The sequence below is a fragment of the Halorubrum cibi genome (genome assembly GCF_900182635.1).
GTDB lineage: Archaea > Halobacteriota > Halobacteria > Halobacteriales > Haloferacaceae > Halorubrum > Halorubrum cibi.
In genome coordinates this window covers 69504-94070 of record NZ_FXTD01000004.1, presented here as the reverse complement: position 1 = coordinate 94070, position 24567 = coordinate 69504, and the positions used below count along the sequence as shown (strand labels likewise).

The window sequence follows — 24567 nt, the reverse complement described above, 5'->3', positions numbered from 1 at the left end:
GCGGGAAAGAAACTCGTTTTCGCGTGTCGGAGCCGTGTTCGGCGTCAGCCGGACGACCCGCCTCGGTATCCGGTTTACTGCCGAACGACGTTAGTCGCGCGGGGACCCTTGGGGGAGGACTCGATGTCGAACTCGAGCTCCTGACCCTCCTCGAGGTCCGGACCGCCAACGTCTTCCATGTGGAAGAACACGTCGTCGTCCTCGTCCTCAGTCGAAATGAAACCGTAGCCGCCAGTGTCGTTGAAGAAATCAACCTTTCCTGTCGCCATTGCGTCTAAACGAACGCCCGTCGACGGGATAAGACTTGCGAGTGTACAGTTACCACGACTTCTGATCGACGAATGTTTTCAGGATCGGACGTGTTCTCGTCGATCCGTGACCGTACGGTCGGGTCTCGACTCGCTGATCGACCGACCCGTCGATTCTCGTCAGCGGTCGGACGGTGTCTGGCGGCGTCGTTCGACCGAAGGTATCGTTCCGACCGAAGGCGTCGTTCAGTCGTCCGCGACGGTTCCGGCAGCCTCCGATTCGGTCTCGACGGTGGGTTCGAACTCGGGGCGTTCGACGCCGAGCAGTTCGTAGGGGTCGGCGTCCTCGGGCATCGCCGACTCGTACCCGTCCGCGCCGCCGCGCTCCTCGAACTCGGCGACGACCTCGGCGCGGAGGTCCTCGTCGGTGAGCAACCGGAGGAGCGTCCCGCCGATCGCCTTCGAGGCGTACAGCATTCCCTCCGTTCCGGTGGAGCCGCTGGCGGCCACCGCCTGCCAGGAGTGCGGCGGCGTTCCGACGGGCCACGTCGCCGTCGTCATCCGTCCGAGCGGGACGATCTGGCTCACGTCGCCGGAGTCGGTGGAGTACGACCCGACCTCGCCGGCGTCGAGCGCGTCGATCGGCTCGGCGAAGTACGCCGAGTCGCGAGCGCGGTCGCGGTGTTCGGGCTCCAGTTCCGCGAGCTGTCCCGACACGTCGCCGAGCGACTCGCGGAGGTCGGCGGCGAGCGGGTCGTCGACCGAGAACGAGCCGAGGTCGCCCATCGTCTCGCGGATGGCGTCGCCGAGCGTCTCGTTCGGTCGGACGCCGTAGATCCCGCTGATCTTGGTGACCTCGACGTCGACGTCCCCCATCAGCGCCGCGCCCTCGGCCGCCCTGCGGAACCACGCGGAGACCTCGTCGACGAGGTCGCGGCTCGGCGCGCGCACGAGGTACTCGCCCGTCGCCTCCGGCGGGACGACGTTGGCCGCGTCGCCGCCCTCGGTGATGACGTAGTGGAGCCGAACCGGGTCGGGGACGTGCTCGCGCATGTACTCGACGGCGGTGTTGAGGAGTTGGAGCCCGTCGAGCGCGCTCCGCCCGGCCTCGGGCGAGGCGGCGGCGTGGGAGGACTCGCCGTGGACGGTCACCTCGAAGCCGTCGACCGCCAGACACGACCCCTTCGTGGGCGCGTTGTACCAGCCCGGATGCCAGGAGACGACCGCGTCGATGTCGTCGAACGCGCCCGCGCGAGCCATGTACACCTTCCCGGCGCCGGCCTCCTCTGCGGGCGTCCCGACGTAGACGATCGACCCCTCGAGGCCCTCGTCGATGGCGTCCGCGATCGCGAGCGCGGCCCCGAGCGACCCGACCCCGAAGAGGTTGTGGCCGCAGCCGTGCCCGTTCCCGCCCGCCTCGATCGGCTCCTTCGTCGCGCTCACGCGCTGTGAGAGACCGGGGAGCGCGTCGAACTCGCCCATCGTGCCGACGACCGGATCCTCCTCGCCGTAGCGGGCGACGAAGGCGGTCTCGACGTCGCCGACGCCGATCTCGACGTCGAAGCCGCGCTCCGCGAGGACGCCGATCAGCCGGTCGGCCGCGTACGTCTCCTCGAAGGCCGTCTGCGGGTGTTCCCAGACGTCGCGGGCGAGGGCCGTGAGCTCCTCGCGCCGATCCTCGACCGCGTCGGTCACCGTATCTAGTTCCATGCCAACGGATAGCGAAGACCGGTGAAAAAGGGTTCGGACGCGGCGAGGTGGGCGGATCGCCGGAGGCGTCGGGAGCGACGCGACCTCGGTCCCAACAAATATACATACCGTCTGCGCCACACTCCAGCCAGTCGGACGGACCGGCGGCGAGCGTTCCGACCGGTCCGCCACCGCACATCGAATGCCGTCACGAGATTCAAGACCCGGCGACGATGCCGACGATGACCACGACGACCGCGACGATGAGTCCGGAGTGCCCGACATCGGCGATGACGAGACCGAACTGACTGCCGACGGCCCCGTCGATCCCGACGGCGACGGCCCCGTCGATCCCGACGGCGACGAGACCTCCGTCGGCGAAAGCGGACTCGCGGGGGCGTGGAACCGTCTGTCGCCGGTCCGCGACCGGGTTCGAAAGCGATTCGAGGTCGACACCCGGTCGCTCGCCGCCGTCCGGATCGCGCTCGCCCTCGTCATCCTGCTCGATCTGCTCCACCGCTCGCAGGACCTCGCGCTGTTCTACACCGACGCGGGCGCCTATCCGGTGGCCGCCTACGAGGCCACCTACGGCCAGTACACCGGCGTGTCGCTTCACGCGCTCTCGGGCGACCTCTGGTTCCAGGGGCTGCTTTTCGCCGTCGCCGGGGCGTTCGCCGTCGCGTTCCTCCTCGGCTACCGAACGCGGCTGGTCGGCTTCGTCTCGCTGTTGCTCCTGTTCTCGCTTCAGGCGCGGAACCCCGCCGTCCTCAACGGCGGCGACCGACTGTTCCGGGTCCTGCTGGCCGTCGCGCTCGTGACGCCGCTCGGCGAGCGCTGGTCGATCGACGCGCTCCGGCGCGGGTCGGCCCGGAAGGCGGTCGCGAGCTTCGGGACCGCGGCGTTGCTCGTCCAGCCGGTCGTGGTGTTCACGGCGAACGCGATCCTGAAACACGCCGGCGAGGAGTGGTACGCCGGCGACGGTCTCGCGATCGCTTTGCACAACGAGGTGATGACGACCACCCTCGGCAAGTTCGTCGTCGAGTTCCCGGCGCTCCTGACGCTTCTCAACTACGGCTGGGTGGTGCTGCTTTCGGGGTCCGCGCTGTTCCTTCTGGGAACCGTCGGACGCGTCCGGATGCTCGCCGCGTTCACGTACACGAGCGCGTTCGTCGGCATGCTGTTGACGATGGCGGTCGGGCTGTTCCCGCTTCTGTTGATGGCGGCCATGCTGCCGTTCCTTCCCGGCGTCTTCTGGGACACGTTGGCTCGGCGGGTGCCGGCGGAGTGGAGCGATCGGCTGCCGTCGTCCTCGGCGGTGGAAGCGGCGCTCGGCCCGCTCGGACGACCGCCGATCGAGCGGCGGGTCCTCGATCCGGACCGGGAGGGATGGTACGGGGAGGCCTCCGACTACGCGATCGCGTACGGCAAGTCGCTTTTGACCGTGCTGGGCTTTTGCGTCCTGGTGTGGATCCTCGTGTTCAGCGCGAGCAGCGTCAGCGGCCACGACGTGCCCGACGAGATCGACTACGAGCACCTCGATCAACAGAAGTGGGGACTGTACGCGCCCGATCCGACGGAGTCGTACAGCTGGTACCCCTCGCGGGCGTACTTCGAGAACGGATCGATGTCGAACGCGTTCGGCGGCGGAGAGTTGACGTTCGACCGGCCGCCGGATCCCGCGGCCGAGTACCCGAACTTCCGACACCGGAAGTTCATGTCGGCCGTCGACAGCTCTGGACCCGATGGCGCCATCGCGGAGGGCTACGCCGACTGGGTCTGTGAACGAGCCCAGGAGGTCCACGACGCGCCCGTCGATCGGGTGACCGTCTACGAGGTGTACCAGCGGAGTCCGATCGACGGCGAGTACGACGATCCCGGCCGACAGATCGTGATCGAGCGAGACTGTTCGGCCACTGGATAGGTGGAGAGACGGGGACCCGACGCGACCGCGACAGCTTTTAGGACGCCACGGGCCTCGGATCGCGTGTATGGTCTCGACCGGCGACACCGCACCGACGTTCACGGCGACGTACAAGGGGTCCGACCACGAGACGTTCGATCTCGAGGAGCATCTCGGCGACGGGCCGGTCGTCCTCGCCTTCTTCCCCGGCGCGTTCACGCCCCCGTGTAGCAACGAGATGGTGGCGCTCCAGGAGCGGTACGACGACTTCGAGGCGGCCGGCGCGACCCTGTTCGGGGTCAGCGCCGACTCGGCGTTCTCGCTCGGGGCCTTCGCCGACGAGTACGACCTCGCATTCGACCTCGTGAGCGACATGGACGGCGACGCGATCGAGGCCTACGGGCTCTCGATGGATCTCGCCGACCTCGGGCTCTACGGCGTCGCCGACCGCGCCGTGTACGTCCTCGACGACGAGGGCACCGTGACGTACGCGTGGGTCGCCGACGACCCGACGAACGAGCCCGACTACGACGCGCTGCTTGAGGCGGTCGAGGCGGCCTGACGCGGGCGAGTACCGACCTACCGGGTTCCCCGATCCCGATACACCGAAGCGTACCCGACATGCTTTTTTCGACGCCCCGAGAGACGGAACCGGATGAGTTCGCGAACCCCACGAGCAGCCGGGGATCGACCGGGCGGCGTTCGGCGTCGAGTGCTCCGTCGACCGCTCGCCGTCTGGCGCTCATGGCGGTCCTGGCCGTCCTGGCCGTTCTCAACGGCGGATTCAGGGAAGTCGTCCTCGTGTCGCGGCTCGGCCGTCGCGTCGCGCACCTCCTCAGTACCGCCCTCCTCGTCGCGCCGCTGTTGTTCGGTCACTCCCCCGGGCGGAAGTAGCGGACCGGTCGCCGGCGTTCGCCCGCCGCCAGCGATCGACCGCCGGCCGCCAACGTATATACCGCCGCACGCACATCCCCGGACATGGAGTCACACACGGTCGTCGGCGGCGAGGGGACGGAGCTACGCGTCGACGACGCGGGACCGCCGGACGCCCCGACGATCCTGCTCGTTCACGGCTACTCGCAGTCGCGGCTCTGTTGGTACGAACAGTTCGACGGCTCGCTGATCGAGGAGTTCCGCCTGCTCGCGCCCGATCTCCGGGGTCACGGCGACTCCGAGAAGCCCGCGGGCGACGGCCCGTACCGCGACCCGGCGCTGTGGGCCGCGGACCTGCGCGCCGTGATCGACGAGCTGGCGACCGACGACCCGGTCCTCGTCGGGTGGTCGTACGGGGGACTCGTCGTCGCCGACTACCTCGCCGTCGACGGAACCGAGGACGTGGCCGGAGCCGTCTTCGTGGGGGCGATCACGGAGAAAGGAACCGACGCGGCCGGCGAGATCGCCGGCGAGGAGTTCGCCGACATGCTCGAGGACCTCGAGACCCGCGACGCCGAGGCCAGCGTGGACGCGCTCGAGGAATTCCTCGACATCTGTACGGCCGAACCGGTCCCGCCGCGGGAGTACCACCACATGCTCGGATACAACGCGCGGTGTCCCCCGCGGGTTCGGGAGGCGCTCCAGGCGCGAAGCGGCGCGAACGCCGAGACGCTGCGCGGTCTGGACGTCCCCGCGCTGTTCGTTCACGGATCGGCCGACCGGGTCGTCCTCCCGAAGGCCGCCGAACGACACGCCGACCTCGTTCCCGACGGCGAAGTCTCGATCTTCGAGGGAGTCGGCCACTCACCGTTCATCGAGGCCCCGGCGCGGTTCGACCGGGAGCTTCGTGAGTTCGCGGGACGCGTCACCGGGGAGTGACTCGCAGAGAGGAGCGGTCATAGTCGGTCAACACAGCCACCTTTTTCGTCGTCGGGTGCCCTCGCTCACTGCGTTCGCTTCGGGAACCACTCCTCGAAAACCGGGAGGGAAAAAGCCGACTCCGCCGTCTCCGACGGCTCCGTCGGTGAACCGCTCGATTCCTCGCGGATGCTCACTACAGCCGAAGCAGAGAGCGATCCTCTGGGCGGTGGCGCGCCGGTGAGCGGGTGCGACAGCACCCGCGAACCCGACCGCGAGGGACGCGGCGACTGAAAGGAGCCGCGAGGCTGGGGAGGCGTGAGGTGCGGTTTCGGGGCGGTTGGGCGGGACTCAAAGGGGCAGCCGGTCCGGGAAGACGGCCGACGCAAGGACCGCAGGAGCGAACGCAGTGAGCGACGAGGACCACAGCGAGGCCCTCGACCGGAGCCGGCTGGGGCTTTGGAGACGTTCACCGCAACAGCAACGGTCCCGTTCTCATCGCTCCGATCACTCACGAAACACCCGTACCACAAGCACTCGAATCAGGACGGGCGGTTCCGTCCGCAGCCCACCGACGGAAGTACACCGACGGAAGTACACCGACGGTTCCGTCACTTCGAGATCCGACGAGGTCGTTCCGCGGCGTCGACTCGGGATGTTCCTTCGATCGGAAGCGAGGACCGCGTCTCGGAGGAACGACACTGCTTTCACAGTGGTTTTCGTGAGAACAACGATGGCGGTTCCAGACTCCTCCGACGACTCGTCACGGCCGGCGCGTGACACGGTAGAATCGCTCTACGGCGGGACGCTCGACGTGTTGATGACGGGGATCGCGATCATCGTCCCCTTCGTGATCACGCTGTACGTTCTGACGATCGCCCTCGATTTCATCACGGGCGCGCTGACTCCCTTCATCCGAGTGCTCAGATGGTTCGGCGTCATCGCGTGGTTCAGGGAGACCGACCTCGTCTCCGTACTGATCGAGTTACACGTCTACGGCTACGTCATCGACTTCTTCACCGAGATCATCGCCGTCGGCATCCTGTTGGGGATCGTCGTCGTCGTCGGCTCGATCGGTCGTCACCGATACGGCGAGCAGGCGATAGACGTCATCGACCTCGCGCTGGCGTCGATTCCCGGAATCGGGACCGTCTACAAGAGCTTCCGCCGGATGGGCGACGTGATGCTCGACAACGAGGCCGAGAACTTCCAGGAGATAAAACTCGTCCAGTGTTTCGGCGAGGACGTCCACGTCATCGGCTTCGAGACGAGCACGTCGCCGGAGACGGTCGCCGAGGCAGCCGGTCACGACGAGATGGTCACGCTGTTCATCCCGCTCGCACCGAATCCCGTCACGGGCGGATTCCTGACGCACGTCCCCCGAGACCGCGTCATGGACGTGGACATGTCCATCGAGGAGGGCGTCCGAAGCATCCTCACGAGCGGCGTCGCCACCGGCGAGCGCGCCAACGAGAAGACGCCCGTCACCATGGGCGACTTAGAGAAGGTCACCGACATCGACCGCCTCCAAGACGCGATCAGGACCGACGACGAGAACGCGGAGGACGAGGACCCGAACGACGAGAAGACGCAGTAGAATTGGACTGCCGCCTCCCCGATTTGAATTCGCCGAGACGCTCGGCCTCGCTCCGCTCGGGCTCGCGACTCGTCTGCTCAAATCGGCTCGACGTCGGTTATTCACCCGCTCGCTCCGCTCATGGGTTCAGAATATGCCGCTTCCCCGATTTGAAACGCGTGAGACGACCGGAGGGAGTCTCACTGTTCCCCGCTCGCTCCACTCGTGGGGACGGGAGACAGCTCGGGCTATGACACGGAGCGAAATCTCTTCGAATGGAAATCGTGTAGAATCAGGATGCCGCCTCCCCGATTTGAACTCGCCGAGACGCTCGCCCTCGCTGCGCTCGGGCTCCCGACTCGTCTGCTCAAATCGGGTCGGGAGCATTTTCACTGCTCACGGTTCGGTCGCTCCGCTCCCTCACGAGTTCGCAGGAAAATGCCGCCTCCCCGATTTGAACGGGGGACAGCTCGATCTTCAGTCGAGTGCTCTCCCAGTCTGAGCTAAGGCGGCTCGCGTTTCGACCAAGGCCGAATCGAGACAAAAGGATTTCGAAAGACGGCGGTCGCCCCGACTCGAGGACGCGCCGCTTCGACACGAATGTCGATTCGAAGAGCGATGACGGCATGCTGCGTGGATACCGACTTCGTCAGCACCGAAACGCGGCGGAGCCGCCGGTCGAACGAACAACTATGTGTCTCGGTACCGAACCACTCGGATCGATGGCACCGAACGAGACCGACGACGACGCCGAGGAGGAGCTCGGGCCGTGGTGGCGTCGGCCGATCGAGGCGGTCGTCGCCGCGGGCCGATGGATCGCCGACATCTTCCGCGGATACGCGGGGATGCGAGAACTCAAGCGAAACCGGCGGTAGCAGGCGTCTCGATCGCGACGGCGACGCTCGTGAGTTGCTCGCGCGTTAAAAGTGGGACCACCCGGATTCGAACCGGGGTCACGAGCACCCAAGGCTCGAAGTATACCACTAACCCATGGTCCCGTGTTCTCCATTACCCGGATGAGCCGCTAAAGCGTTTCGTTCGTCGGTCCCGCCTCACTCCTCCTCGTCGTACAGCTCGAGGTCCGCGACGAGGTCGTATGGGTCCGTCCCCTTCCGGACCGCATCGAGGATCCGGAACGCCTCGTCGGGCGCGAGGAAGTGTCGACAGATCGCCCGCCCGAGCGGTGTCGGCGAGAAGCCGTTGATGAACTCCCACTCCAGCAGCTTCCCGACCGCGTGCTTCGTCGGCACGTCGCCGATCATCCGGTCGTTGAGCCGCTTCGCCCGCTTTCCCGCGACGACGACGTTCGCGAGCGTCTCCTCGACGGCGGCCGTCTCGTCGTAGTGAGTGGCGACGTCCTCCATTTCGCCTTTGAGCAGGGTGAACGCGACCTCGTCTTCGGTCCGGTCCATCGAGTTGTGGTAGACGGCGTCCGGCTCGACGAGGAGGTAAACCCGGCCGCGGTCGTGGTAATCGGGCCGGCCGGCCCGGCCGAGCATCTGGGAGAACTCCTGGACGGAGAGCCACTCGATCCCCATCGCGAGCGTGTCGAAGATCACCTGCGAGGCCGGGAAGTCGACGCCGGCGGCCAGCGCCGCCGTGGTGACGACCGCCGACAGGTCCTGGTTCCCGAACATGCGCTCGACCTTCTTGCGGCGGCCGTAATCGAGCCCGGCGTGGTACGGCGCGGAGTCGTACCGCAGCTTTCGGCTGATCTCGTGGCAGCGTCGCCGGGAGTTCGTGAAGATTATCGTCTGCCCGCGGTACCCCTTCGAGGACTTCGTGTCGAACTCGCGTTTCACGAGCTTGTCGGCGATGTCGGCCTTCTCGCGGCCGTCCGCGAAAGTGACGTGGCGCTCGATGGGGACGGGGCGCTCCTCGAACTCGATCAGCGTCGCCCGCAGCCGCTCGGCGAGCCACTCCGGGTTGCCGACGGTCGCCGAGAGGTAGACGAACTGGGTGCCGTCGTACCCTTCGTGGCGCTCCATCCGCTCCTCGCTGTAGTACTTCAGCCGGGAGATCAGGCCGTCGAGCCGGTGGCCGCGTTCCCCCTCCTTCAGGGTGTGGACCTCGTCGATGACGACGGTCCCCACGTCGCCCAGGTCCTTCCCCGTCCGGAGCGCGTGGTCGATTCCCTCGTAGGTCCCGACGATCACGTCGGCGTTCGGGTCGAAGCGATTGCCGTCGTCGGCGATCCGCGAGGAGCCCACGCGGATGGAGACGTCCAGCAGGTCGCCGTAGCGGTCCTCGAAGTCCTCGTGCTTCTGGTTGGCGAGGGCGACGAGCGGGACGAGAAACAGTAGCTTTCCGTCGCCGTTCAGCGCCCGGTCGATCCCCGCCAGCTCGCCGACGAGGGTCTTGCCCGTCGCGGTCGCGCTCACGACGAGCTGGTCGTCGCCGTCGAGGAGCCCGTTTCGAACGGAGAGGCTCTGGACGGGCAACAGCTCCTCGAAGCGGCCCTGAACGCGGGCTGCCAGGTCGGGGTGGAGGTCGAGCTCGTCGGTTCGCACCGGCGAGACGTCCTCGACGGTGGCCGACACCTCGTCGTACTTGGTGAGGTCGGGATCGAGTCCTCCCTGAAGCAGATTGACGATCCGGTCGAGGTCCTTCGAGTCGTACAACAGCTCCTCGAGTCGCTCCTCCGCCGCGCCCGTGAAATCGCCCTTGTACGACAGCTCGCGCTCGAGCTCGCGGCGGGCGCAGTCCCGGCAGATCCGTTCGCCGTTGTGCTCGATCGCGGTGTCGGCCGTGATCGGGCCGTAGCGTCCGTCGTTCGCACAGCGCCGACAGGTCCGGACCGCCATCGCCTCCAGCTGGTAGCCGTCGAGCATCTCGTGGAGGCGCTCGCGACGTTCGGGAGAGGTCTGTTCGGAGATCCGGATGCGGGTGGCCGCGCGAGCGAGGTCGACGAACTCGTCCGGGGATCGGGGATGGTCCTCGCCGTCTTTGATGACGCGGAACTTGCCGGGACGGGGGCCTGCGGACGTCTCTTTGAGCTCGAGGCGTCCGCGAAGCACTCGGTTGCCGTCCCGGTTCGCGACCACGGTGTAGTCGCTCCGCGCCTCGTGGAGGAACAGCGTCTCGACCTCGGCCAACTGCTTTGACACTGCCCGAGCATACGCGAGGCGGGTATTTCAGCGATTCGTCTCGAGAGCCGCGGCTCTCGGCGGTCGGAGTCGGAGGGAACACGGAATCGGACGAGACAGCTGAATCGGGGGCGAAGACCGAAATCGAAGGAGAGGAAGGTGTCGTCTACGCGACGAGCAGCTCCTCGCCGCGTTCGACCGTGATCCGGCACGGCGGCGAGAGCTTGTTGTACGCGCGACGGAACGCCTCCTTCACGACGGGGGCCTGGTCGACGGTACAGTACGCCGTGAAGACCACGTCGTCGGCGTTGAGCCGGGCCGCCGTCCCGACGGGCTTTCCGAACGCCTGGCGCATCCCGTCGGAGACGCGGTCCGCGCCCGCGCCGGTCGCCTGCTTGTTCTCGCGGATGACCTGGTGGGGGAACTTGCGGAGCGTCATCTTGTAGTTGCCCTCGCCGAGCTCCTTGATGAGGTGGCGGTTCGCCGAGAGGCGCGCGCTCTCGAGCGAGCCGTGGCGGATCTGGAGCTCCTCCTCGACGCGGAGGCTGATCTCGACGGGGTAGTCCTCGGGCTCCGTGGAGAGGTCGCCCATGTTGTGCTGGGCGATCTTCGAGCCGGGGATGCCCGTGATGTACTCGCGGCGGGTGTACGACGGCTTGTCGATCGTCCGGTACATAGAGGCGGGTTTGTCGGACATGGTTACTTGTCCGATGTAGCCCCCGCTGCGTCGATAAAGCCTTCGATACCGCGACGGAGCCGTCGGGGAGTCGCGTGCGTGAGGGGACGGAGTCGTTCTCGCCGAGGGCGTCCTCACTCCTCCGGCGTCGGCTCGAGCGCGACGTGGTCGAATCCGCGGTCCGCCAGCCGCTCCGCCGCCCGGTCGGTGACCGAGGGCGCGACGAGCACGCCGCGGACTTCGACCGTGGCGTCGGCGTCGGCGCGGTCCTCTTCGATCCCCAACTCCTCGCGGAGCGCGCGCACGTACCTGGCGAGTTGGCCGACCGCGTCGGGGCCGACCCGCCGGCGTTTCAGCTCCACGACGACCGGGTTGCCGTCGGCGTCGACGCCGAACACGTCCATCGGACCGGCGCTGGAGGGACGCTCGGTCTCTCTCGGTTCGAAGTCGGGTTCAACGAGATCCGGGCGTTCCAGGATCCGGGTCCGGAGGTCCTCCTCGCTGCCGTGGAGGTCGAGGTCGCGGCCGCCGGTGACCGGCATCGCCGACAGCTGGTGGATGTCGGAGAAGCGGACGGTGAGGGTCTCTGCGGGGTTGGTTCTGGTGGAGACCACGCGGAGCCGTCCCTCCCGGACCGCGGCGCGGTGTTCCGATCCCGGCGGCTGCCAGTTGACCGGCTGGCGGCCCTCGTCGGTGTGGACTAAGGCGGCCCCGTCGGGCTTCAGGAGGAGGAGGCGGTCGCCGGTGCCGAGGTCGGAGGCCGCCCGGCCCTCGTAGGAGACCGTACAGCGCCCGAAGATGCTTATCAGATCGCCGCGCTCGAAGGCGTCCTCCAGCTCCCACAGCGCCTCTCGGTGGGTCGGGTCGTGGAGGCTGGTGACTGTCACTGCTACGTGTTGGTCGGTGGCGTTCAAAAAGGGCGCGAGGACGACGTGGATACGAACGTGGGTGTTTGCGAAGCGAGATCCGGGTGAGAGCGCGAAGGGACCGTCGTCAGAGACGAGATCGCCGTAGCCCCAGTCGATCGGCCAGAGGTCGTTGCTGGCGCGCTGAAGCCGTCCAAAGCCCCAGTCGCTCGGATCTACGCAGTTGCTGACGCGGTGAACATCGCCAAAGCCCCAACCGCGAGGATTCGGGGGCCTCGCTGTCGTTCGAAAGGCGCTCCGCGCCTTTCGTGATGTCGTCAGAACGCGACGCGTTCTGACTGCTAGCCAGAAATCAGAGATTTCTGGCGATGACGAGAGAGCTTTGCTCTCTCGAACCACGGTCCTCAGTCACTCGCTTCGCTCATTCCTTGCGGTCCTTTCGTCGGCCGCCGTCGTCCTCGCGGTTGCCCCTTTGTGTCCCACCCCGCCCCGCACAGCCCCGCACCTCACGCCTCCCCAGCCTCGCGGCTCACTTCGTTCGCCGCGTCCCTCGCGGGCTCCTCGCGGCCTCCGGCCGCTCGGAGGCGCGCCACCGTGATTAGACGGTACTGATCGTCGCGGTCGATAGCCATCGAGAACCGGAATCGAACGTGGTGTGGCCGTCTATGTCCCGTGCTCCCAGCTTCCCATGTACTCGCGCTGTTCCTCGGAGAGCGAGTCGTGGTCGACGCCCTCGGCGGCGAGTTTGATCTCGGCGACCTCGCGGTCCAGATCGTCCGGGACGTCGTGGACGCCGGGCTCGTAGGCGTCGGCGTTCGCCGCGAGTTCGCGGACGACGACTGCCTGAACGCCGAAGCTCTGGTCCATGACCTCGACCGGGTGGCCCAAGGCGATGGGTGCGGCGAGGTTGACGAGCCGCCCCTCGGCGAGCACGTTGAGCACGCGCCCGTCCGCCATCTCGTACCCCTCGACGCCGTCGCGGGCCTCGAAGCGGTCGACCGCGAGGTCGTCGAGCTCCTCGAGGTTGATCTCCACGTCGAAGTGGCCGGCGTTCGCCAGCAGCACGCCGTCGTTCATGACCTCGAAGTGCTCGCGGGTGATCACGTCGCGGTTGCCCGTCGTCGTGACGAACACGTCGCCCTTCTTCGCGGCCTCGCGCATGGGAAGCACCTCGTACCCCTCCATGTGGGCCTCGAGCGCCTTGCGCGGGTCGACCTCACAGACGATCACGTTGGCGTTCTGGCCGGCCGCCTTCTTCGCGACGCCCTTCCCGCAGTAGCCGAACCCGCCGACGACGACGTCCTTGCCCGCGAACGAGAGGTTCGTCGTCATCGCGATGGTCGCGAGCGAGGACTCGCCGGTGCCGTGGACGTTGTCGAAGAGCCGCTTCATCGGCGTGTCGTTGACGGCGAAGACGGGGTAGTGGAGCTCGCCGTCGTCGTCCATCGCGCGCAGGCGGTGGACTCCCGTGGTGGTCTCCTCCGCGCCGCCGAGGATCGAGTCGATGAGGTCGGGGTACTCCTCGTGGACGAGTTTCACCATGTCCATCCCGTCGTCGACGGTGATCGTCGGCTCGTGGGCGAGACACGCGTGCATCGCGTCGTAGTACCCCTCGTCGTCGACGCCGCGGACCGCGTAGGAGGTGATCGACTCGTGGTCGTTCAACGCCGTGGAGACGTCGTCGTGCGTCGACAGCGGGTTACAGCCGGTGATGGCGACCTCCGCGCCGCCGTCGGCCAGCAGCTCGACGAGGTTCGCCGTCTTCGCCTCGACGTGCATCGCCATCGCGATCGTCTCGCCCTCGAGGGGTCGTTCCGTCTGGAACTCCTCGCGGAGCGCGTTCAGGATCGGCATGTGCTGGAGCGCCCAGTCCATCTTGCGGCGTCCCTCCTCGCGAGCCGTCTCGGGGTCCGACAGGTGCTCCGTGACCGGCGGATACGTGCTCTCGCTCATGGCTCTCGATTCGCTCACGTCGCACTAAACCCTGCCGACACCGACGCGTGCGTCAAAAGAATCGAAACCGGAAAAGCGATGCTTCGAGCGTCGACGAACCGGACTCCGTCGACGATCGGCGTCCGTCACGGTCGAAGCCGTGCGCTCTCAGCTACGGCGGGCCGTTGCCGTTGCCGTTCCCGGGACCGTTGCCGTTCCCGGGACCGTTGCCGTTTCCGGCGTCGTCCTCGTCGCCATCGTCCGCGTCGTCGTCCTCATCCGACTCGTCTTCCTCGGAATCGTCGTCTTCCTCGTCGGCTTCGTCCGCCTCCGTTTCGTCTTCGTCCGCGTCGTCACCGTCCGAATCGTCATCGTCCGTGTCGTCCTCCTCAGTCTCGTCCTCGTTCGCGTCATCTCCATCCGCGTCGTCATCGTCCGAGTCGTTCTCGTCCGCATCGTCATCATCCGAGTCGTCGGCGTGGTCCGGCGGGCTGCGCTCATCATCGTTCCCGTCTCCGGCGTGGTCGGGGGCGTTTCCGGGCGCGTCGGTCTCGTTTTCGGCGTCGTTGTCGGAGTTAACGTCGTCATCCGGACCGTCGGGGCCTCCCGCGTGGTCCGGCGCGTTGCCGGGGTTGTTCTCGGTCACGAAGTCCGAGACCGCGCCGCCGATGCCGCCGTCGCGGTTCTCGATGTTCTCGATGAAGTCGCGGAGCACCTGTCCGAACGGCCGCTCGTCGGAATCGTCGTCGCCGACGGTCAGGTCGACGGTCGTCGAGGCGGTCTCGTTCTCGAACGTCGCAGTCACCTCGACGGTGACGTTCTCCTCGGGAGCGGGAAGCTCGACGGTCCCGTTCTCGTCGGTCGAGTAGTTCCCTTCGCCGACGTAGGTGGCGTTGGTCGTGTCGTTCTCGTCGGTCGTGTTCTCCCAGTCCACGGTCGTGACGTTCACCGAGGCGTTCGCGACCGTGGAGTCGTCGTCGGTCACCGTGACGACCGGCTCGTCGTCGGTTTCATCCACGTCGACCTCGAGTCCGTCCGGCGCCTCGAGGTGAGCGAACGTCGACCCGGTCCGGTTCTCGGTCGAGGCGGTCACTTCGATCCCAACGTCCTCCTCGGGAGCAGGCAACTCGACGGTTCCGTTCTCGTCGGTCGTGTACTCGCCCGTCCCCGCGTACGAGGCGTTCGCCTCGTCGTCCGCGACGCTCACGACCACCGTGGCGTTCTCGACCGCGGTGTCGTTCTCGGTCACCTCGACCGTCGGTTCGCCGTCGGCGTCCTCGACCGTCACGCCGAGGCTCTCCTCGGCGGCCGCGACGCCGGTCACCGCGCCGACCGCGACGACCGCGATCAACAGCAGGCCTATCGTGCGTTGGCTCATGTCCAGTCGGGTCGTGCGGCCGGCCCCACATAAGAGGGAAACTCCGTTAAGCCCGATCAATTCGGATTTAAATCGGGTTAAGCCGGCTCTACGGGCCGTTCTCGGATCGGGGGTGATCGCGGAGTGTTCGAGCCGCTCATCGGAGCCGTTCCGACCCGATCGGAGCTCGCCCGCGGCTCGCTCCCTCGAGTTCCTCGGCGACGACGTGCAGGTTCGTGCGCTCAAGCGGCGACGCGCCCGCGGGTCCGTCCCGCCTTACGCGTCTTCGGGGTCGTCCCGGCGTCGGGACTGACCCAGCGCCACCCCCGCGAACGCGACGACCGCCAGCTGGACGCCGACGCCGACGCTCGATCCGACCGCGAGGACCGCCGTGACCGCCCCCTGCTGGGGACCGAGCCAGAGGAGCGTCCCGGCAGTCGCGACGAGGTACGCGACCGCGGCGACGAGACCGGTCGCGAGCGCGACGCTCCCGCCGTCGGGGGAGCCGTCCCCCGTTCGACCGACCCGGTAGGCGACGCCGAGGAGGAGGCCGTACGCGAGCGCGAACGAGACGAAACGGCCGCCGGCGACGTACAGGGAGAGGACGCTCGTGGCCGGAAGGTCGATCGGCGACTCGAGCAGGATCGGGGCGATCCGACGCGTCACGGAGGTCGTTCCCGCGGCGACGGCCGCGGCGACCGCGGGGAGGAGGGCTCGGTTCACGCCCCGATCCCGATCCGACGAGGGATTGAACCTTCCGGTGGGGATCGGGACGCCCGTCGACCCGCCAGCCGACGTCCTCGGCATCGGGCGATGACGAGGAACGGATCCGCGGGTCGAGTCGCTACGGGTTAGTAACCGTTATACATCGGGTGACCCACACTCGAACCATGCAACGACGCGCTGTAGCCGTATACGTCGCGTTCTTCTTGCTCGTCGGGAGCGCGACCGGTGTGCTCGTCACGACGGCCCAGACGCCCGGTATCTCCTTCGAGAACCCGGACCACGACCTGTCGTCGGGTGATACGTTCGAGGTGGAGGGCGAGGAGTACACGTTCACGGGGGCCAGCGAGAACTCCGACGGCGAGATCGTCGGATCGGTCGAGCGGAACCGGACCGCGGAACGGTCGGAGTCGTGGTCGAACGGATCGACCGTCCAACTCGACGGCGGGGAGTGGACCGTCCGGATCTCGGGTGAGGACCCCGACTCGTTCACGCTCGTCGAGGTGCTCGACCGAACCGCGATCCTCGAGAACGACTCGAACGCCGACAACGAGACGATCGAGCGCGACGGCGAGGAGTACGTCGTCGTGACCGAGAACGACGAGTCGCGGCTCGTTCCGGCGGACGAGTACTTCCCGGCCCCCGAGGAACGGTCGTACGCGGTCGACGACGAGATCCAGTACGAGGACCGGACGGTCACCGTCGACTCGGTCTCGAGTGACGCGGCCGTGGTCGTCTGGACGGAGACGGAGACGGTCTCGACGGAGATCGCCCAGAACTCGCGGGTGACGATCGGTGGGACCGAGTTCGTCGGGCACTTCCCGGATGCGTCCTCCCTGACGCTCTCGACCGACTTCGACTCGTTCGAGGCGCAGAACGCCGCGATCGACCGTCACGAGACGAACAGCGACGGCCTGTGGCGCGTGATGATAATCAGTCTGCTGTCGTCGGGGCTGTTCCTCGCGATGGCGTTCATGCCCTCGCGGTACTGAATCGGACCTCGATCGACCCGCATTTTCGGTGCCGTTTTGTCTCGTCGTTTCCGCCGGATCGACACCCACTACCGCCAGCAAACCGATCGCCGCATCATGAACTCCCTCGCCGAGACGGTGCGACAGCTCGCCCCCCACTGGGGCGTCATGTTCGTCGCGATGCTTTCCGCGCTCGCCGTCGCGGAGCGCGTCGTCGTCGCCGTCCCGCTGTGGGCGTCGCTGCTCGTCGTCCTCCTCGTCGCCGTCGGCTATCCCTCGCTCGTTCGCGCCGTCGGCGTCGCTCCGGACGTGTGGAAACGGTGAACGAGCGGTTCGATCGCGATATCGAGGGTTCGATCGCGTCCGATCCCGACCGCCGCGTCACTCCTCTTCGGGACTCGGGTCGGCGGCCCGGTCGGGTCCGATGCCGGGTCCGTACGCGCCGACGCCGACGCCGAGCGCGAAGGAGGCGACGGCCGAGACGGCGATCCACAGCAGTTCGGGGTGTTCGTGGCCGGTGTGTAACAGGATCTCCATGTCGACCCCTCCTCGCGCCGACGCTAAAACCCATCCATTCGATCCGGTAACATCCGCGTCAGCCGATCACGATCCGGTCTCTCCCGACTTTATTCGGGTGGATACCTAAGGGAGGGTATGGACGACGAAAACGAGGCTCCGGTGACGCCGGAGCGACCTGACGCGCCGTTTCACACGACCGGAACCGACCACGTCACGGTCTGGGGGAGCAACGAGGCGGACACGATCGCGTTCTACCGCGATCTACTGGGGATGCCGCTCGTCCTGCGCCAGCCGAACCTCGATGACCCCTCACAGACGCACCTCTTCTTCGACACCGGCGACGGCCGGATCCTCACGTTCTTCGTGAGCGACGACCGCCCCTCGGCGCGCGGCCAGCGCCCGGGTACGGGGGCAGTCCACCACCTCTGTTTCAGCGTCGATCCCGACGAGTACGAGGACATCATGCGTGCGCTCGAGGACGCCGGAAAGGGGTACAACGTCTTCGACCGGGGGATCTTCCACTCCATTTACACCCAGGACAACAACGGGCTCGTGATCGAGCTCTCCTCGGACAAGTACGAGATCCCCGACGACCGCAAGGGCGAGGTCCTCGCGACCGCCCAGCGGCTCCGCGAGGAGGACGACGCGGACTTCGCACAGGACCGCCACATGGAGGGCGCCTTAGAGGAACTGGGACTTCCCGTGAAGAAGTACGACCTCCCCGAGGCGGACTCCGGCGTGGGCGTATGAGCCGGCGGAGTCCACACGCGGGCGACGACCCCCACGGCGACGAGGAGTTGGTCGCGGCCGGGACGCCCGTGGCGGAAGCCGACGCCGCGGTCGTTCTCGTCCACGGCCGAGGCGCGACCGCCCGGAGCATCGTCGGCTTCGGCGAGGAGGTGTCGTCTCCCAACGGTTCGGTCGCGCTCTTAGCCCCACAGGCGGCCGCGAACACCTGGTATCCGAACTCGTTTCTCGCCCCCGTCGAGGAGAACGAGCCGGGACGGAGTTCGGGACTCCGGGCGGTCGCCGGCGCCGTCGAGACCGCGACCGACGCCGGGGTTCCTCCCGAGCGCGTCCTCGTGGCCGGGTTCTCACAGGGCGCGTGTCTCGCGAGCGAGTTCGTCGCGCGGACCCCCCGCGAATACGGGGGCCTCGCCGCCCTGAGCGGCGGGCTGATCGGCGAGTCGATCGACGTCGACGACTACGTCGCCGGCGCCGCGGATCCCGACGGCGAGAGCGACGCCGCCGGTTCCACGGACGCGCTCGCCGGGACGCCGGCCTTCCTCGGCTGTAGCGACGTCGACCCGCACATCCCCGAGGAGCGAGTTCACGAGACGGCCGAGGTGTTGGAGGCGCTCGGTGCCGACGTCGAGATCCGGATCTACGAGGGGATGGGACACGGGATCAACGCGGACGAGACGGAGTACGTCTCGGCGATGGTCGCGGCCCTGTCGTAGCCGTCCCCACACCGTTTTCTCGCCGGCGACCTCGATCACGAGACGTGACGTTCAGCATCTGCGTTCGCGAGCGGTACACCGACGACACGGGCGACGGCCAGGTCCGGTTCGGCGTGGCGGTCACGACGCGGCTGCCGGGCGTCGGCGCGCTGTGCCCGTTCGCCTCGGAGCACGGCGCGGTGGCGACGCAGTCGCACACCAACGTCGAACTCGGCCGAAAGGGGCTCGCGTACTTCGCCGACGGCCTCGCGGTCGAGGACGCGCTCGACGCGCTGCTGGCGGCCGACGAGGGACGTAACCGCCGACAGCTCCACGGCGTCGACGCCGACGGGATCTTCGCGTTCACCGGAGACGAGTGCGGGGAGTGGTGCGGCCACCGCGTCGGACAGAACTTCACCGTCGCCGGCAACCTCCTCGCGGGTTCCGCGGTCCTCGAGGACGCCGCGGCCGCCTACGAGTCGACCGCACACGGCGAGGACCCGCTCGCGGAGCGCCTGATCGACGCGCTCGCGGCCGGGCAGGACGCCGGTGGCGACAAGCGCGAGGACTTGACGGTCCAGTCGGCGGCGGTTCGGGTGGAGACCACCGAGGAGACGGAGCGGCTCGATCCGTCCCACGCCGACCTCCGCGTCGACGCCACCGAGACGCCGATCGCCGACCTCCGGGAGACGTTCGAGACCGCGGTTCGCGGCTACGAGGACGCGATGGCACGGTACGCGGACGACGAGTGACGACCCGGCGCCGCCCGCTCTCGACCGAGCGTCACAGCCGCAGTCGGGCGAACACCGGCAGGTGATCGGAGGGGTACCGTCCCCGGTCGTCGCGGTCCGCGAGCGTCGCGAACGCCTCTGTTTCGACGTCCGACGAGACGAACACGTGGTCTATTCGCCGGTTGTCGATCAGCCGCGAGAAGTCGGTGAGGCTCGTCCGCGGCCCGTGTCGTACGTCGGCGGTCGCGGCCGCGTCCCGGAGAGCGTCCTTCGTATCGTGATCCGATCCACCGCTCGTTTCATCACCGGGGCCGTCGTCCGCTTTCGGGGGGTTTCCGGTGAGGATCCGGTGTGGGTCCGATCCGGGCGTACAGTTGAGATCGCCGACGAGCACTCGCGGGAGCCGTTCGGCTCCGTGGATCGACTCCCCGGGCGAACCGCCGACGGCGTCCGCACTTCTCCCCTGCTCGCTCACCGCGGCGAGTTCTGGGATCCGCTCGCGGAGCAGTCGGGCGGACTCGCGGCGTGCGCGCGCGCTCACGTGATCGAAGTGCGTGTTGACGACGAGCAGCGACGAGTCGGCGGGCGCGGTCGGTCCCCCGACCCGGTCTCGGGGTCGGATCCGCACCCAGGTGGCGATCCGCGGATGCGCGGCGTCCCAGTCGGTCGAGGGGTCCGCCGGCGTCTTCGAGAGCCAGAACGTCCCGTGGTCGACGACCCGCCAGCGATCGGTGCGCACGCCGATCGGACACCCCTCACCGCCGTCGTCCTTCCGTCCCCTCCCGAGGAGGTCGTACTCGGGGAGACGCTCGCGGAGGTCCGCCCGCTGGCCGGGCAGCGGCTCCTGAAACGCGACGACGTCGGGACGGTGAAACCGAACCGCGTCGGCGACGCCGTCCCTTCGGGCGTGCCAGGCGTCGTGGCCGTCGTGTCGGTTGTCGTAGCGGACGTTGTAGCTCAAAACCCGAATCCGACTCATTGTCGACTCCTCGTGAGCGAACCGACGTAAATCGAGCGGCGTCCGCGACTCACTCGACGGTCTCCTCGCCGGCGCCCGGTGCGTTCCGTTTGACGCCCGTGACGGCCTCGACCGCGTTCGACCGCGAGGCGTATCCTTCGCCGGAGTCGGCGACCACGTTGCCGTTGCGGTGGCGGAGCCGCCAGCGCCACTCCGCGGCCGCGTCCTCGTATATCTCGAAGGCGGCGTTTCCGACCTCCAGCGCGTCGGCGTCGGGGGCGTACTCGCGGACGCGGCCGATCGCGTCCTCGGCCCCGCCCTTCGAGGCGTACCCCTCCCCGGAGTCGGCGATCACGTTGCCGTTGCGGTGGCGGAGCCGCCAGCGGAACTCACCGGCGGCGTCCTCGTACAGCTCGAACGTCGCTTTCGCCCCGCCGTCGCCGGATCCGGCCTCGCCGACGGTCTCGTCGCCGTCGTCAGCCTCCTCGCCACCGCCTGCCTCGCCGTCGAGGTCGTCGAGGTCGGCGGTCGCGACGTTCGACCGGACGCTCTCGAGTCCCTGCCGGGTCTTCGACCGGCTGCTGTACCCCTGTCCGGAGTCGGCCATGACGTTGCCGTTCTCGTGGATCAGCCGCCAGCGCCACTTCCCGGCCCTGTCCCTGTACACCTCGAACGCGGCGGGATCGATCCGGAGATAGTCGGCGGCGGCGACGTGCTCGCGGACCCGTGAGAGCGCGCGCTTCGCGTTGGACTTCGAGGCGTATCCCTCGCCCGAATCGCCGATGGTGTTGCCGTTGTCGTGACGGAGTCGCCAGCGCCACTCCGCCGCGGCGTCCTCGAACAGCTCGAAGGTCGCCTCGCTCTCTATCGCCTCGTCGTCGCTCGGGACGGCCACGTCCGGCTCGTCGGCGTCCGGGGGCTCCGGCCCGTCGTCGTCGGCGATCGCCTCGGCCTCCTCGACCGGCGTCTCGATCCGCAACAGTCCGGCACCCAGCGCGTTTCGCCTCACGCTGTGGAGTCCCTTCTGCGCCTTTCCGCGGCTGCTGTACCCCTGTCCCGAGGTCGCGATCACGTTGCCGTTGCGGTGGCGGAGCCGCCAGCGAGGTCTGCCGCCCGCGTCCTCGAACACCTCGAACCTGGCCTTGCTCTCGTGAAGCGCGGCGGTCTCGGCCCGGGCGGTCTCGGTCTCGGCTTCGCGTTCCTCGGTCTCGGCTTCGAACTCCGCGACGCGCGCCTCCGCCGATCCCAACTCCTCGCGGGTCGTGTCGAGTTCCTCGCGAGCCGCCTCCAGTTCGGCCTCCGTCTCCTCGCGGGCGGTCGCGGTGGCGGCCGTCTCCGCTTGCATCCGCTCGTAGTCCTCGTGTACCGGGTCCGAGAGCAGCGGAACGACGGTGCCGGCCAGCCCGATGAGGGCCAGCCCGACCCCGTAGACGGTGATGACCGCCGAGTCGCCGGACGCGGTGAACCACCCGTCGGGAAAGATGCTCACGAACCAGACGACCCCGACGAAGCTCAACACGGCCCCGAGATAGCCGAGATACGTCCCGGCCCGACGGAGCGGGAACCGGATGACCGCACCGAGCATCACGAACGGGGGCGCGAGCGCGGCGAGCGCGTACGCGAGCCCCCGGGGCGTCGTCGCCGATTCGGTGAGAAAGAAGAGGACGACCCCCGACAGCCCGAGCAGTACGCCGAACCCGAACAGCCAGTAGCCGTTCACCTCGTCGTCGGTGGTCGGCGTCCCGATGCGCCGCTCGTACACTCCACCGCCCTCGAGTTTGTCATGATTTGCCATATCAAAGACATCCACGTCCGGCCGTTTATATTTGTAGGTGGAGTAATATGTAGGTGTGCGGAAGATCGCCGACTCCCCTCGACCGCTCCGGTCGTTTTTAACGGATACCGTTCCAACGGTCGATCGATGACGAGCTCGTCGACGCGGCACGCGGACCCCGAGGAGAACCCCTACGTCGAGGAGCCGCCGACCGACTTCGATCCGATCGCGGAGCTGTCCCCCGAGGCGGCGGAGCGGCAGGTGTCGCTGCTCCGGTCGGCGATCCGCGAGCACGACCACCGGTACTACGTCGAGGCCGATCCGCTGATCGAGGACGAGGCCTACGATCGGCTGTTCGAGCGGCTCCGCGATCTGGAGGAGGCCTTCGACCTCGACGTCGAGGGATCTCCGACCCGCCGGGTCGGCGGCGAGCCGGTCGACGAGTTGGCCACCGTCGAACACGTCGAGCCGATGCGGTCCATCGACAACGCGAAGGCGGCCGAGGCGGTCCGCGAGTTCGACGAACGCGTTCGATCCGGCCTCCGCGAGGGGGGGTTCGATCCGGCGGATCTCCGATACGTCTGTGAGCCCAAGTTCGACGGCCTCTCGGTGGAGGTCGTCTACGAGGACGGCGAGTACGTCCGCGCCGCGACCCGCGGCGACGGCCGCGAGGGCGACGACGTCACGGAGCAGGTCCGGACGATCCGGTCGGTTCCGAGTCGCCTCCGCGGTGAGCCCCCCGCACGACTCGCCGTCCGCGGGGAGGTGTACATGCCCCGCGACGCCTTCGAGACGCACAACCGGAAGCGTCGCGAGCGCGGGGAGGAACCGTTCGCGAACCCGCGGAACGCCGCGGCCGGGACGCTCCGACGGCTCGATCCCGCGGTCGTGGCCGATCGTCCCCTCGACGTCTTCTTCTTCGACGTGCTGGCGTGGGAGGGAGACGAGATATCGGGCCCGGCACGTCCCGCCACCAACCGCGAGCAGTTCGACGCCTTCGACGCCCTCGGCCTCCCGCGGACCGACCGCGTCGAGTTGGTCGAGGACGTCGAGGCGGCCATCGACTACCGCGACCGGATCCTCGCCGTCCGCGACGACCTGAACTACGCGGTCGACGGCGTCGTGATCAAGGTGAACGACAGGGCCGCCTGCGAGGCGCTCGGGTCGACCGCGCGGGCCCCCCGATGGGCGTTCGCCTACAAGTTCCCGCCCCGGACCTCGACGACGACGATCCGGGACGTCACGGTCCAGGTCGGACGAACCGGGCGACTCACTCCCGTCGCGGAACTCGAGCCGGTCGACGTCTCGGGCGTCACCGTCTCGCGCGCGACGCTTCACAACCCCGCGGAGATCGAGGCGCTCGGGGTGAACGTCGGCGATCGGGTCCGGATCTACCGCGCCGGCGACGTGATCCCGTACGTTCCCGAGGTCGTCGAGAAGCGCTCTTCGGGGACCTACGCGTTCCCCGAGCGGTGTCCGGTCTGTGACGCCCCGGTCGAGCGCGACGGACCGCTGGCGTTCTGTACCGGGGGGCTGGGCTGTCCGGCCCAACTGGAGCGGGCGGTCGAACACTGGGCGCGCCGCGACGCGCTCGACGTCGAGGGACTCGGCCCCGAACGCGTCGAGCAGCTCCGCGAGGCCGGGGTCGTCGAGTCGCTTCCGGACCTCTACGACCTCACGGTCGAGGATCTCGCCGGATTGGAGGGGTGGGGCGAGACGAGCGCCGAGAACTTGATCGACGCGCTCGAGGCGACCCGGGAGCCCCCGCTCGATCGGTTCCTCGCCGGGCTCGGGATCCCCGACGTGGGGCCGACGACCGCCCGAGCGCTGGCGCGGGCCTTCGGCGACCTCGACGCCCTGCTCGCGGCGGACGAGGCGGCGCTCCGCGAGGTCGACGACGTGGGGCCGGCGGTCGCGGCGTCGATCCGGGACTTCTTCGACGCCGAGGAGAACCGAGAGGCGATCGAGGCGCTCCGCGAGCGCGGGGTGGAGCCGCGACCCGTCGAGACCCCCGACGCCGCCGGCGACGACGCGTCCCTCGAGGGGTTGACGTTCGTCTTCACCGGGTCGCTGTCGACCACTCGAGACGAGGCGCAGGCGCTCGTCGAGGCCCACGGCGCGAACGCGACCTCGAGCGTCTCGGGCAACACGGACTACCTCGTCGTCGGCGAGAGCCCCGGCCGGTCGAAGCGCGTGGACGCCGACGCCGAGGACGTGCCCGTCCTCGAGGAGGCCGACTTCGCCGACCTGCTGGCCGATCACGGGATCGATTGGCCGCCGGAGGACGAGGCGTAGCGTCGCGGGTCGTTCGACCTCGGCATCGCAGCGAGC

Annotated in this window: 23 protein-coding genes and 2 tRNA genes; 12 read left to right on the top strand and 13 right to left on the bottom strand. The window is 68.2% G+C overall.

The annotated features are described in order from the left end of the window. Positions 1 to 74 precede the first annotated feature (74 nt). Both FN829_RS06400 and FN829_RS06395 read right to left on the bottom strand, forming a co-directional pair. Positions 75 to 269 carry a cold-shock protein gene (locus tag FN829_RS06400; RefSeq protein WP_023499165.1) on the bottom strand — a complete coding sequence of 65 codons (195 nt, stop codon included), beginning with the start codon at positions 267 to 269 and terminating at the stop codon, positions 75 to 77. Positions 270 to 494: 225 nt separating this feature from the next. Beyond that, positions 495 to 1958 carry an amidohydrolase gene (locus FN829_RS06395; protein ID WP_142986164.1) on the bottom strand — a complete coding sequence of 488 codons (1464 nt, stop codon included), beginning with the start codon at positions 1956 to 1958 and terminating at the stop codon, positions 495 to 497. A 181-nt stretch (positions 1959 to 2139) separates the two neighbouring features. On the opposite strand from FN829_RS06395, the gene FN829_RS06390 reads away from it, so the two are divergent. The 5 genes from FN829_RS06390 to FN829_RS06375 all read left to right on the top strand — a co-directional run bounded on the left by FN829_RS06390 (position 2140) and on the right by FN829_RS06375 (position 7225). After that, positions 2140 to 3858 carry an HTTM domain-containing protein gene (locus tag FN829_RS06390; RefSeq protein ID WP_142986163.1) on the top strand — a complete coding sequence of 573 codons (1719 nt, stop codon included), beginning with the start codon at positions 2140 to 2142 and terminating at the stop codon, positions 3856 to 3858. Between the two features lie 67 nt (positions 3859 to 3925). Further along, positions 3926 to 4399 (top strand): redoxin domain-containing protein, encoded by a 474-nt coding sequence (locus tag FN829_RS06385; protein WP_142986162.1) that lies wholly within the window; start codon positions 3926 to 3928, stop codon positions 4397 to 4399. A gap of 182 nt (positions 4400 to 4581) precedes the next feature. Then, a complete protein-coding gene (locus tag FN829_RS15870) occupies positions 4582 to 4731 on the top strand; it encodes a hypothetical protein (protein WP_185955703.1) in 150 nt (49 codons plus the stop codon). 84 nt (positions 4732 to 4815) lie between these two features. Next, positions 4816 to 5649 carry an alpha/beta fold hydrolase gene (locus FN829_RS06380; RefSeq protein ID WP_142986161.1) on the top strand — a complete coding sequence of 278 codons (834 nt, stop codon included), beginning with the start codon at positions 4816 to 4818 and terminating at the stop codon, positions 5647 to 5649. Positions 5650 to 6361: 712 nt separating this feature from the next. After that, entirely contained in the window at positions 6362 to 7225 is an 864-nt protein-coding gene (locus FN829_RS06375) for a DUF502 domain-containing protein (protein ID WP_246066460.1), read from the top strand. 418 nt (positions 7226 to 7643) lie between these two features. Here the strand turns inward: FN829_RS06375 and FN829_RS06370 are convergent. Then, positions 7644 to 7717 (bottom strand) — tRNA-Phe (locus tag FN829_RS06370). Positions 7718 to 7926: 209 nt separating this feature from the next. Between FN829_RS06370 and FN829_RS15865 the strand changes: the two genes are divergently transcribed. Next, entirely contained in the window at positions 7927 to 8079 is a 153-nt protein-coding gene (locus FN829_RS15865; protein ID WP_185955702.1) for a hypothetical protein, read from the top strand. A gap of 52 nt (positions 8080 to 8131) precedes the next feature. Here FN829_RS15865 and FN829_RS06365 read toward each other — a convergent pair. The 7 genes from FN829_RS06365 to FN829_RS06335 all read right to left on the bottom strand — a co-directional run bounded on the left by FN829_RS06365 (position 8132) and on the right by FN829_RS06335 (position 15844). Continuing rightward, positions 8132 to 8202, bottom strand: a tRNA-Pro gene (locus FN829_RS06365). A gap of 54 nt (positions 8203 to 8256) precedes the next feature. Beyond that, positions 8257 to 10311, bottom strand: coding sequence for a DEAD/DEAH box helicase (locus FN829_RS06360; RefSeq protein WP_142986160.1), 2055 nt, complete (start codon positions 10309 to 10311; stop codon positions 8257 to 8259). A gap of 145 nt (positions 10312 to 10456) precedes the next feature. After that, entirely contained in the window at positions 10457 to 10987 is a 531-nt protein-coding gene (locus FN829_RS06355; RefSeq protein WP_142986159.1) for a 50S ribosomal protein L16, read from the bottom strand. A gap of 113 nt (positions 10988 to 11100) precedes the next feature. Further along, positions 11101 to 11853, bottom strand: coding sequence for an endonuclease NucS (gene nucS, locus FN829_RS06350; protein ID WP_142986158.1), 753 nt, complete (start codon positions 11851 to 11853; stop codon positions 11101 to 11103). A 642-nt stretch (positions 11854 to 12495) separates the two neighbouring features. Beyond that, a complete protein-coding gene (locus FN829_RS06345) occupies positions 12496 to 13785 on the bottom strand; it encodes an adenosylhomocysteinase (RefSeq protein ID WP_142986157.1) in 1290 nt (429 codons plus the stop codon). Positions 13786 to 13936: 151 nt separating this feature from the next. Next, a complete protein-coding gene (locus FN829_RS06340) occupies positions 13937 to 15142 on the bottom strand; it encodes a hypothetical protein (protein WP_142986156.1) in 1206 nt (401 codons plus the stop codon). Between the two features lie 255 nt (positions 15143 to 15397). Next, positions 15398 to 15844, bottom strand: coding sequence for a hypothetical protein (locus FN829_RS06335; protein WP_142986155.1), 447 nt, complete (start codon positions 15842 to 15844; stop codon positions 15398 to 15400). Between the two features lie 167 nt (positions 15845 to 16011). On the opposite strand from FN829_RS06335, the gene FN829_RS06330 reads away from it, so the two are divergent. Further along, entirely contained in the window at positions 16012 to 16836 is an 825-nt protein-coding gene (locus FN829_RS06330) for a hypothetical protein (protein ID WP_142986154.1), read from the top strand. Positions 16837 to 16932: 96 nt separating this feature from the next. After that, positions 16933 to 17139, top strand: a complete 207-nt coding sequence (locus FN829_RS06325; protein WP_142986153.1) for a hypothetical protein — start codon at positions 16933 to 16935, stop codon at positions 17137 to 17139. 57 nt (positions 17140 to 17196) lie between these two features. Here FN829_RS06325 and FN829_RS15860 read toward each other — a convergent pair whose 3' ends face one another. Beyond that, complete coding sequence (locus FN829_RS15860) at positions 17197 to 17352, bottom strand: hypothetical protein (protein ID WP_185955701.1); 156 nt, start codon at positions 17350 to 17352, stop codon at positions 17197 to 17199. A gap of 117 nt (positions 17353 to 17469) precedes the next feature. Between FN829_RS15860 and FN829_RS06320 the strand changes: the two genes are divergently transcribed. From FN829_RS06320 to FN829_RS06310, 3 genes are read left to right on the top strand one after another with little or no spacing between them, the layout of a single operon-like run. Continuing rightward, positions 17470 to 18084 carry a VOC family protein gene (locus FN829_RS06320; protein ID WP_142986152.1) on the top strand — a complete coding sequence of 205 codons (615 nt, stop codon included), beginning with the start codon at positions 17470 to 17472 and terminating at the stop codon, positions 18082 to 18084. Next, positions 18081 to 18794, top strand: coding sequence for an alpha/beta hydrolase (locus FN829_RS06315; protein WP_142986151.1), 714 nt, complete (start codon positions 18081 to 18083; stop codon positions 18792 to 18794). The genes FN829_RS06320 and FN829_RS06315 overlap by 4 nt, the downstream gene beginning before the upstream one ends. 44 nt (positions 18795 to 18838) lie before the next feature. Continuing rightward, entirely contained in the window at positions 18839 to 19525 is a 687-nt protein-coding gene (locus tag FN829_RS06310) for a DUF1028 domain-containing protein (protein ID WP_142986150.1), read from the top strand. Between the two features lie 31 nt (positions 19526 to 19556). Here the strand turns inward: FN829_RS06310 and FN829_RS06305 are convergent, their stop codons facing one another. Then, entirely contained in the window at positions 19557 to 20483 is a 927-nt protein-coding gene (locus tag FN829_RS06305; RefSeq protein ID WP_142986149.1) for an endonuclease/exonuclease/phosphatase family protein, read from the bottom strand. Between the two features lie 49 nt (positions 20484 to 20532). After that, positions 20533 to 22257, bottom strand: coding sequence for a YegP family protein (locus FN829_RS06300; RefSeq protein ID WP_142986148.1), 1725 nt, complete (start codon positions 22255 to 22257; stop codon positions 20533 to 20535). 126 nt (positions 22258 to 22383) lie between these two features. Between FN829_RS06300 and ligA the strand changes: the two genes are divergently transcribed. Beyond that, positions 22384 to 24531, top strand: coding sequence for an NAD-dependent DNA ligase LigA (gene ligA / locus FN829_RS06295; protein WP_142986147.1), 2148 nt, complete (start codon positions 22384 to 22386; stop codon positions 24529 to 24531). Positions 24532 to 24567: the final 36 nt, after the last annotated feature.

Bases quoted from the DNA above. Each gene is read 5' to 3' on its own strand.
- FN829_RS06380 (WP_142986161.1), top strand. From the start codon at position 4,816: ATGGAGTCACACACGGTCGTCGGCGGCGAGGGGACGGAGCTACGCGTC.
- FN829_RS15860 (WP_185955701.1), bottom strand. From the start codon at position 17,352: ATGGAGATCCTGTTACACACCGGCCACGAACACCCCGAACTGCTGTGG.
- FN829_RS06300 (WP_142986148.1), bottom strand. From the start codon at position 22,257: ATGGCAAATCATGACAAACTCGAGGGCGGTGGAGTGTACGAGCGGCGC.
- FN829_RS15865 (WP_185955702.1), top strand. From the start codon at position 7,927: ATGGCACCGAACGAGACCGACGACGACGCCGAGGAGGAGCTCGGGCCG.
- FN829_RS06390 (WP_142986163.1), top strand. From the start codon at position 2,140: ATGCCGTCACGAGATTCAAGACCCGGCGACGATGCCGACGATGACCAC.
- FN829_RS06355 (WP_142986159.1), bottom strand. From the start codon at position 10,987: ATGTCCGACAAACCCGCCTCTATGTACCGGACGATCGACAAGCCGTCG.
- FN829_RS06345 (WP_142986157.1), bottom strand. From the start codon at position 13,785: ATGAGCGAGAGCACGTATCCGCCGGTCACGGAGCACCTGTCGGACCCC.
- FN829_RS15870 (WP_185955703.1), top strand. From the start codon at position 4,582: ATGGCGGTCCTGGCCGTCCTGGCCGTTCTCAACGGCGGATTCAGGGAA.
- FN829_RS06315 (WP_142986151.1), top strand. From the start codon at position 18,081: ATGAGCCGGCGGAGTCCACACGCGGGCGACGACCCCCACGGCGACGAG.
- FN829_RS06400 (WP_023499165.1), bottom strand. From the start codon at position 269: ATGGCGACAGGAAAGGTTGATTTCTTCAACGACACTGGCGGCTACGGT.
- FN829_RS06385 (WP_142986162.1), top strand. From the start codon at position 3,926: ATGGTCTCGACCGGCGACACCGCACCGACGTTCACGGCGACGTACAAG.
- FN829_RS06325 (WP_142986153.1), top strand. From the start codon at position 16,933: ATGAACTCCCTCGCCGAGACGGTGCGACAGCTCGCCCCCCACTGGGGC.
- FN829_RS06375 (WP_246066460.1), top strand. From the start codon at position 6,362: ATGGCGGTTCCAGACTCCTCCGACGACTCGTCACGGCCGGCGCGTGAC.
- FN829_RS06330 (WP_142986154.1), top strand. From the start codon at position 16,012: ATGCAACGACGCGCTGTAGCCGTATACGTCGCGTTCTTCTTGCTCGTC.
- FN829_RS06305 (WP_142986149.1), bottom strand. From the start codon at position 20,483: ATGAGTCGGATTCGGGTTTTGAGCTACAACGTCCGCTACGACAACCGA.
- FN829_RS06320 (WP_142986152.1), top strand. From the start codon at position 17,470: ATGGACGACGAAAACGAGGCTCCGGTGACGCCGGAGCGACCTGACGCG.
- FN829_RS06395 (WP_142986164.1), bottom strand. From the start codon at position 1,958: ATGGAACTAGATACGGTGACCGACGCGGTCGAGGATCGGCGCGAGGAG.
- FN829_RS06340 (WP_142986156.1), bottom strand. From the start codon at position 15,142: ATGAGCCAACGCACGATAGGCCTGCTGTTGATCGCGGTCGTCGCGGTC.
- ligA (WP_142986147.1), top strand. From the start codon at position 22,384: ATGACGAGCTCGTCGACGCGGCACGCGGACCCCGAGGAGAACCCCTAC.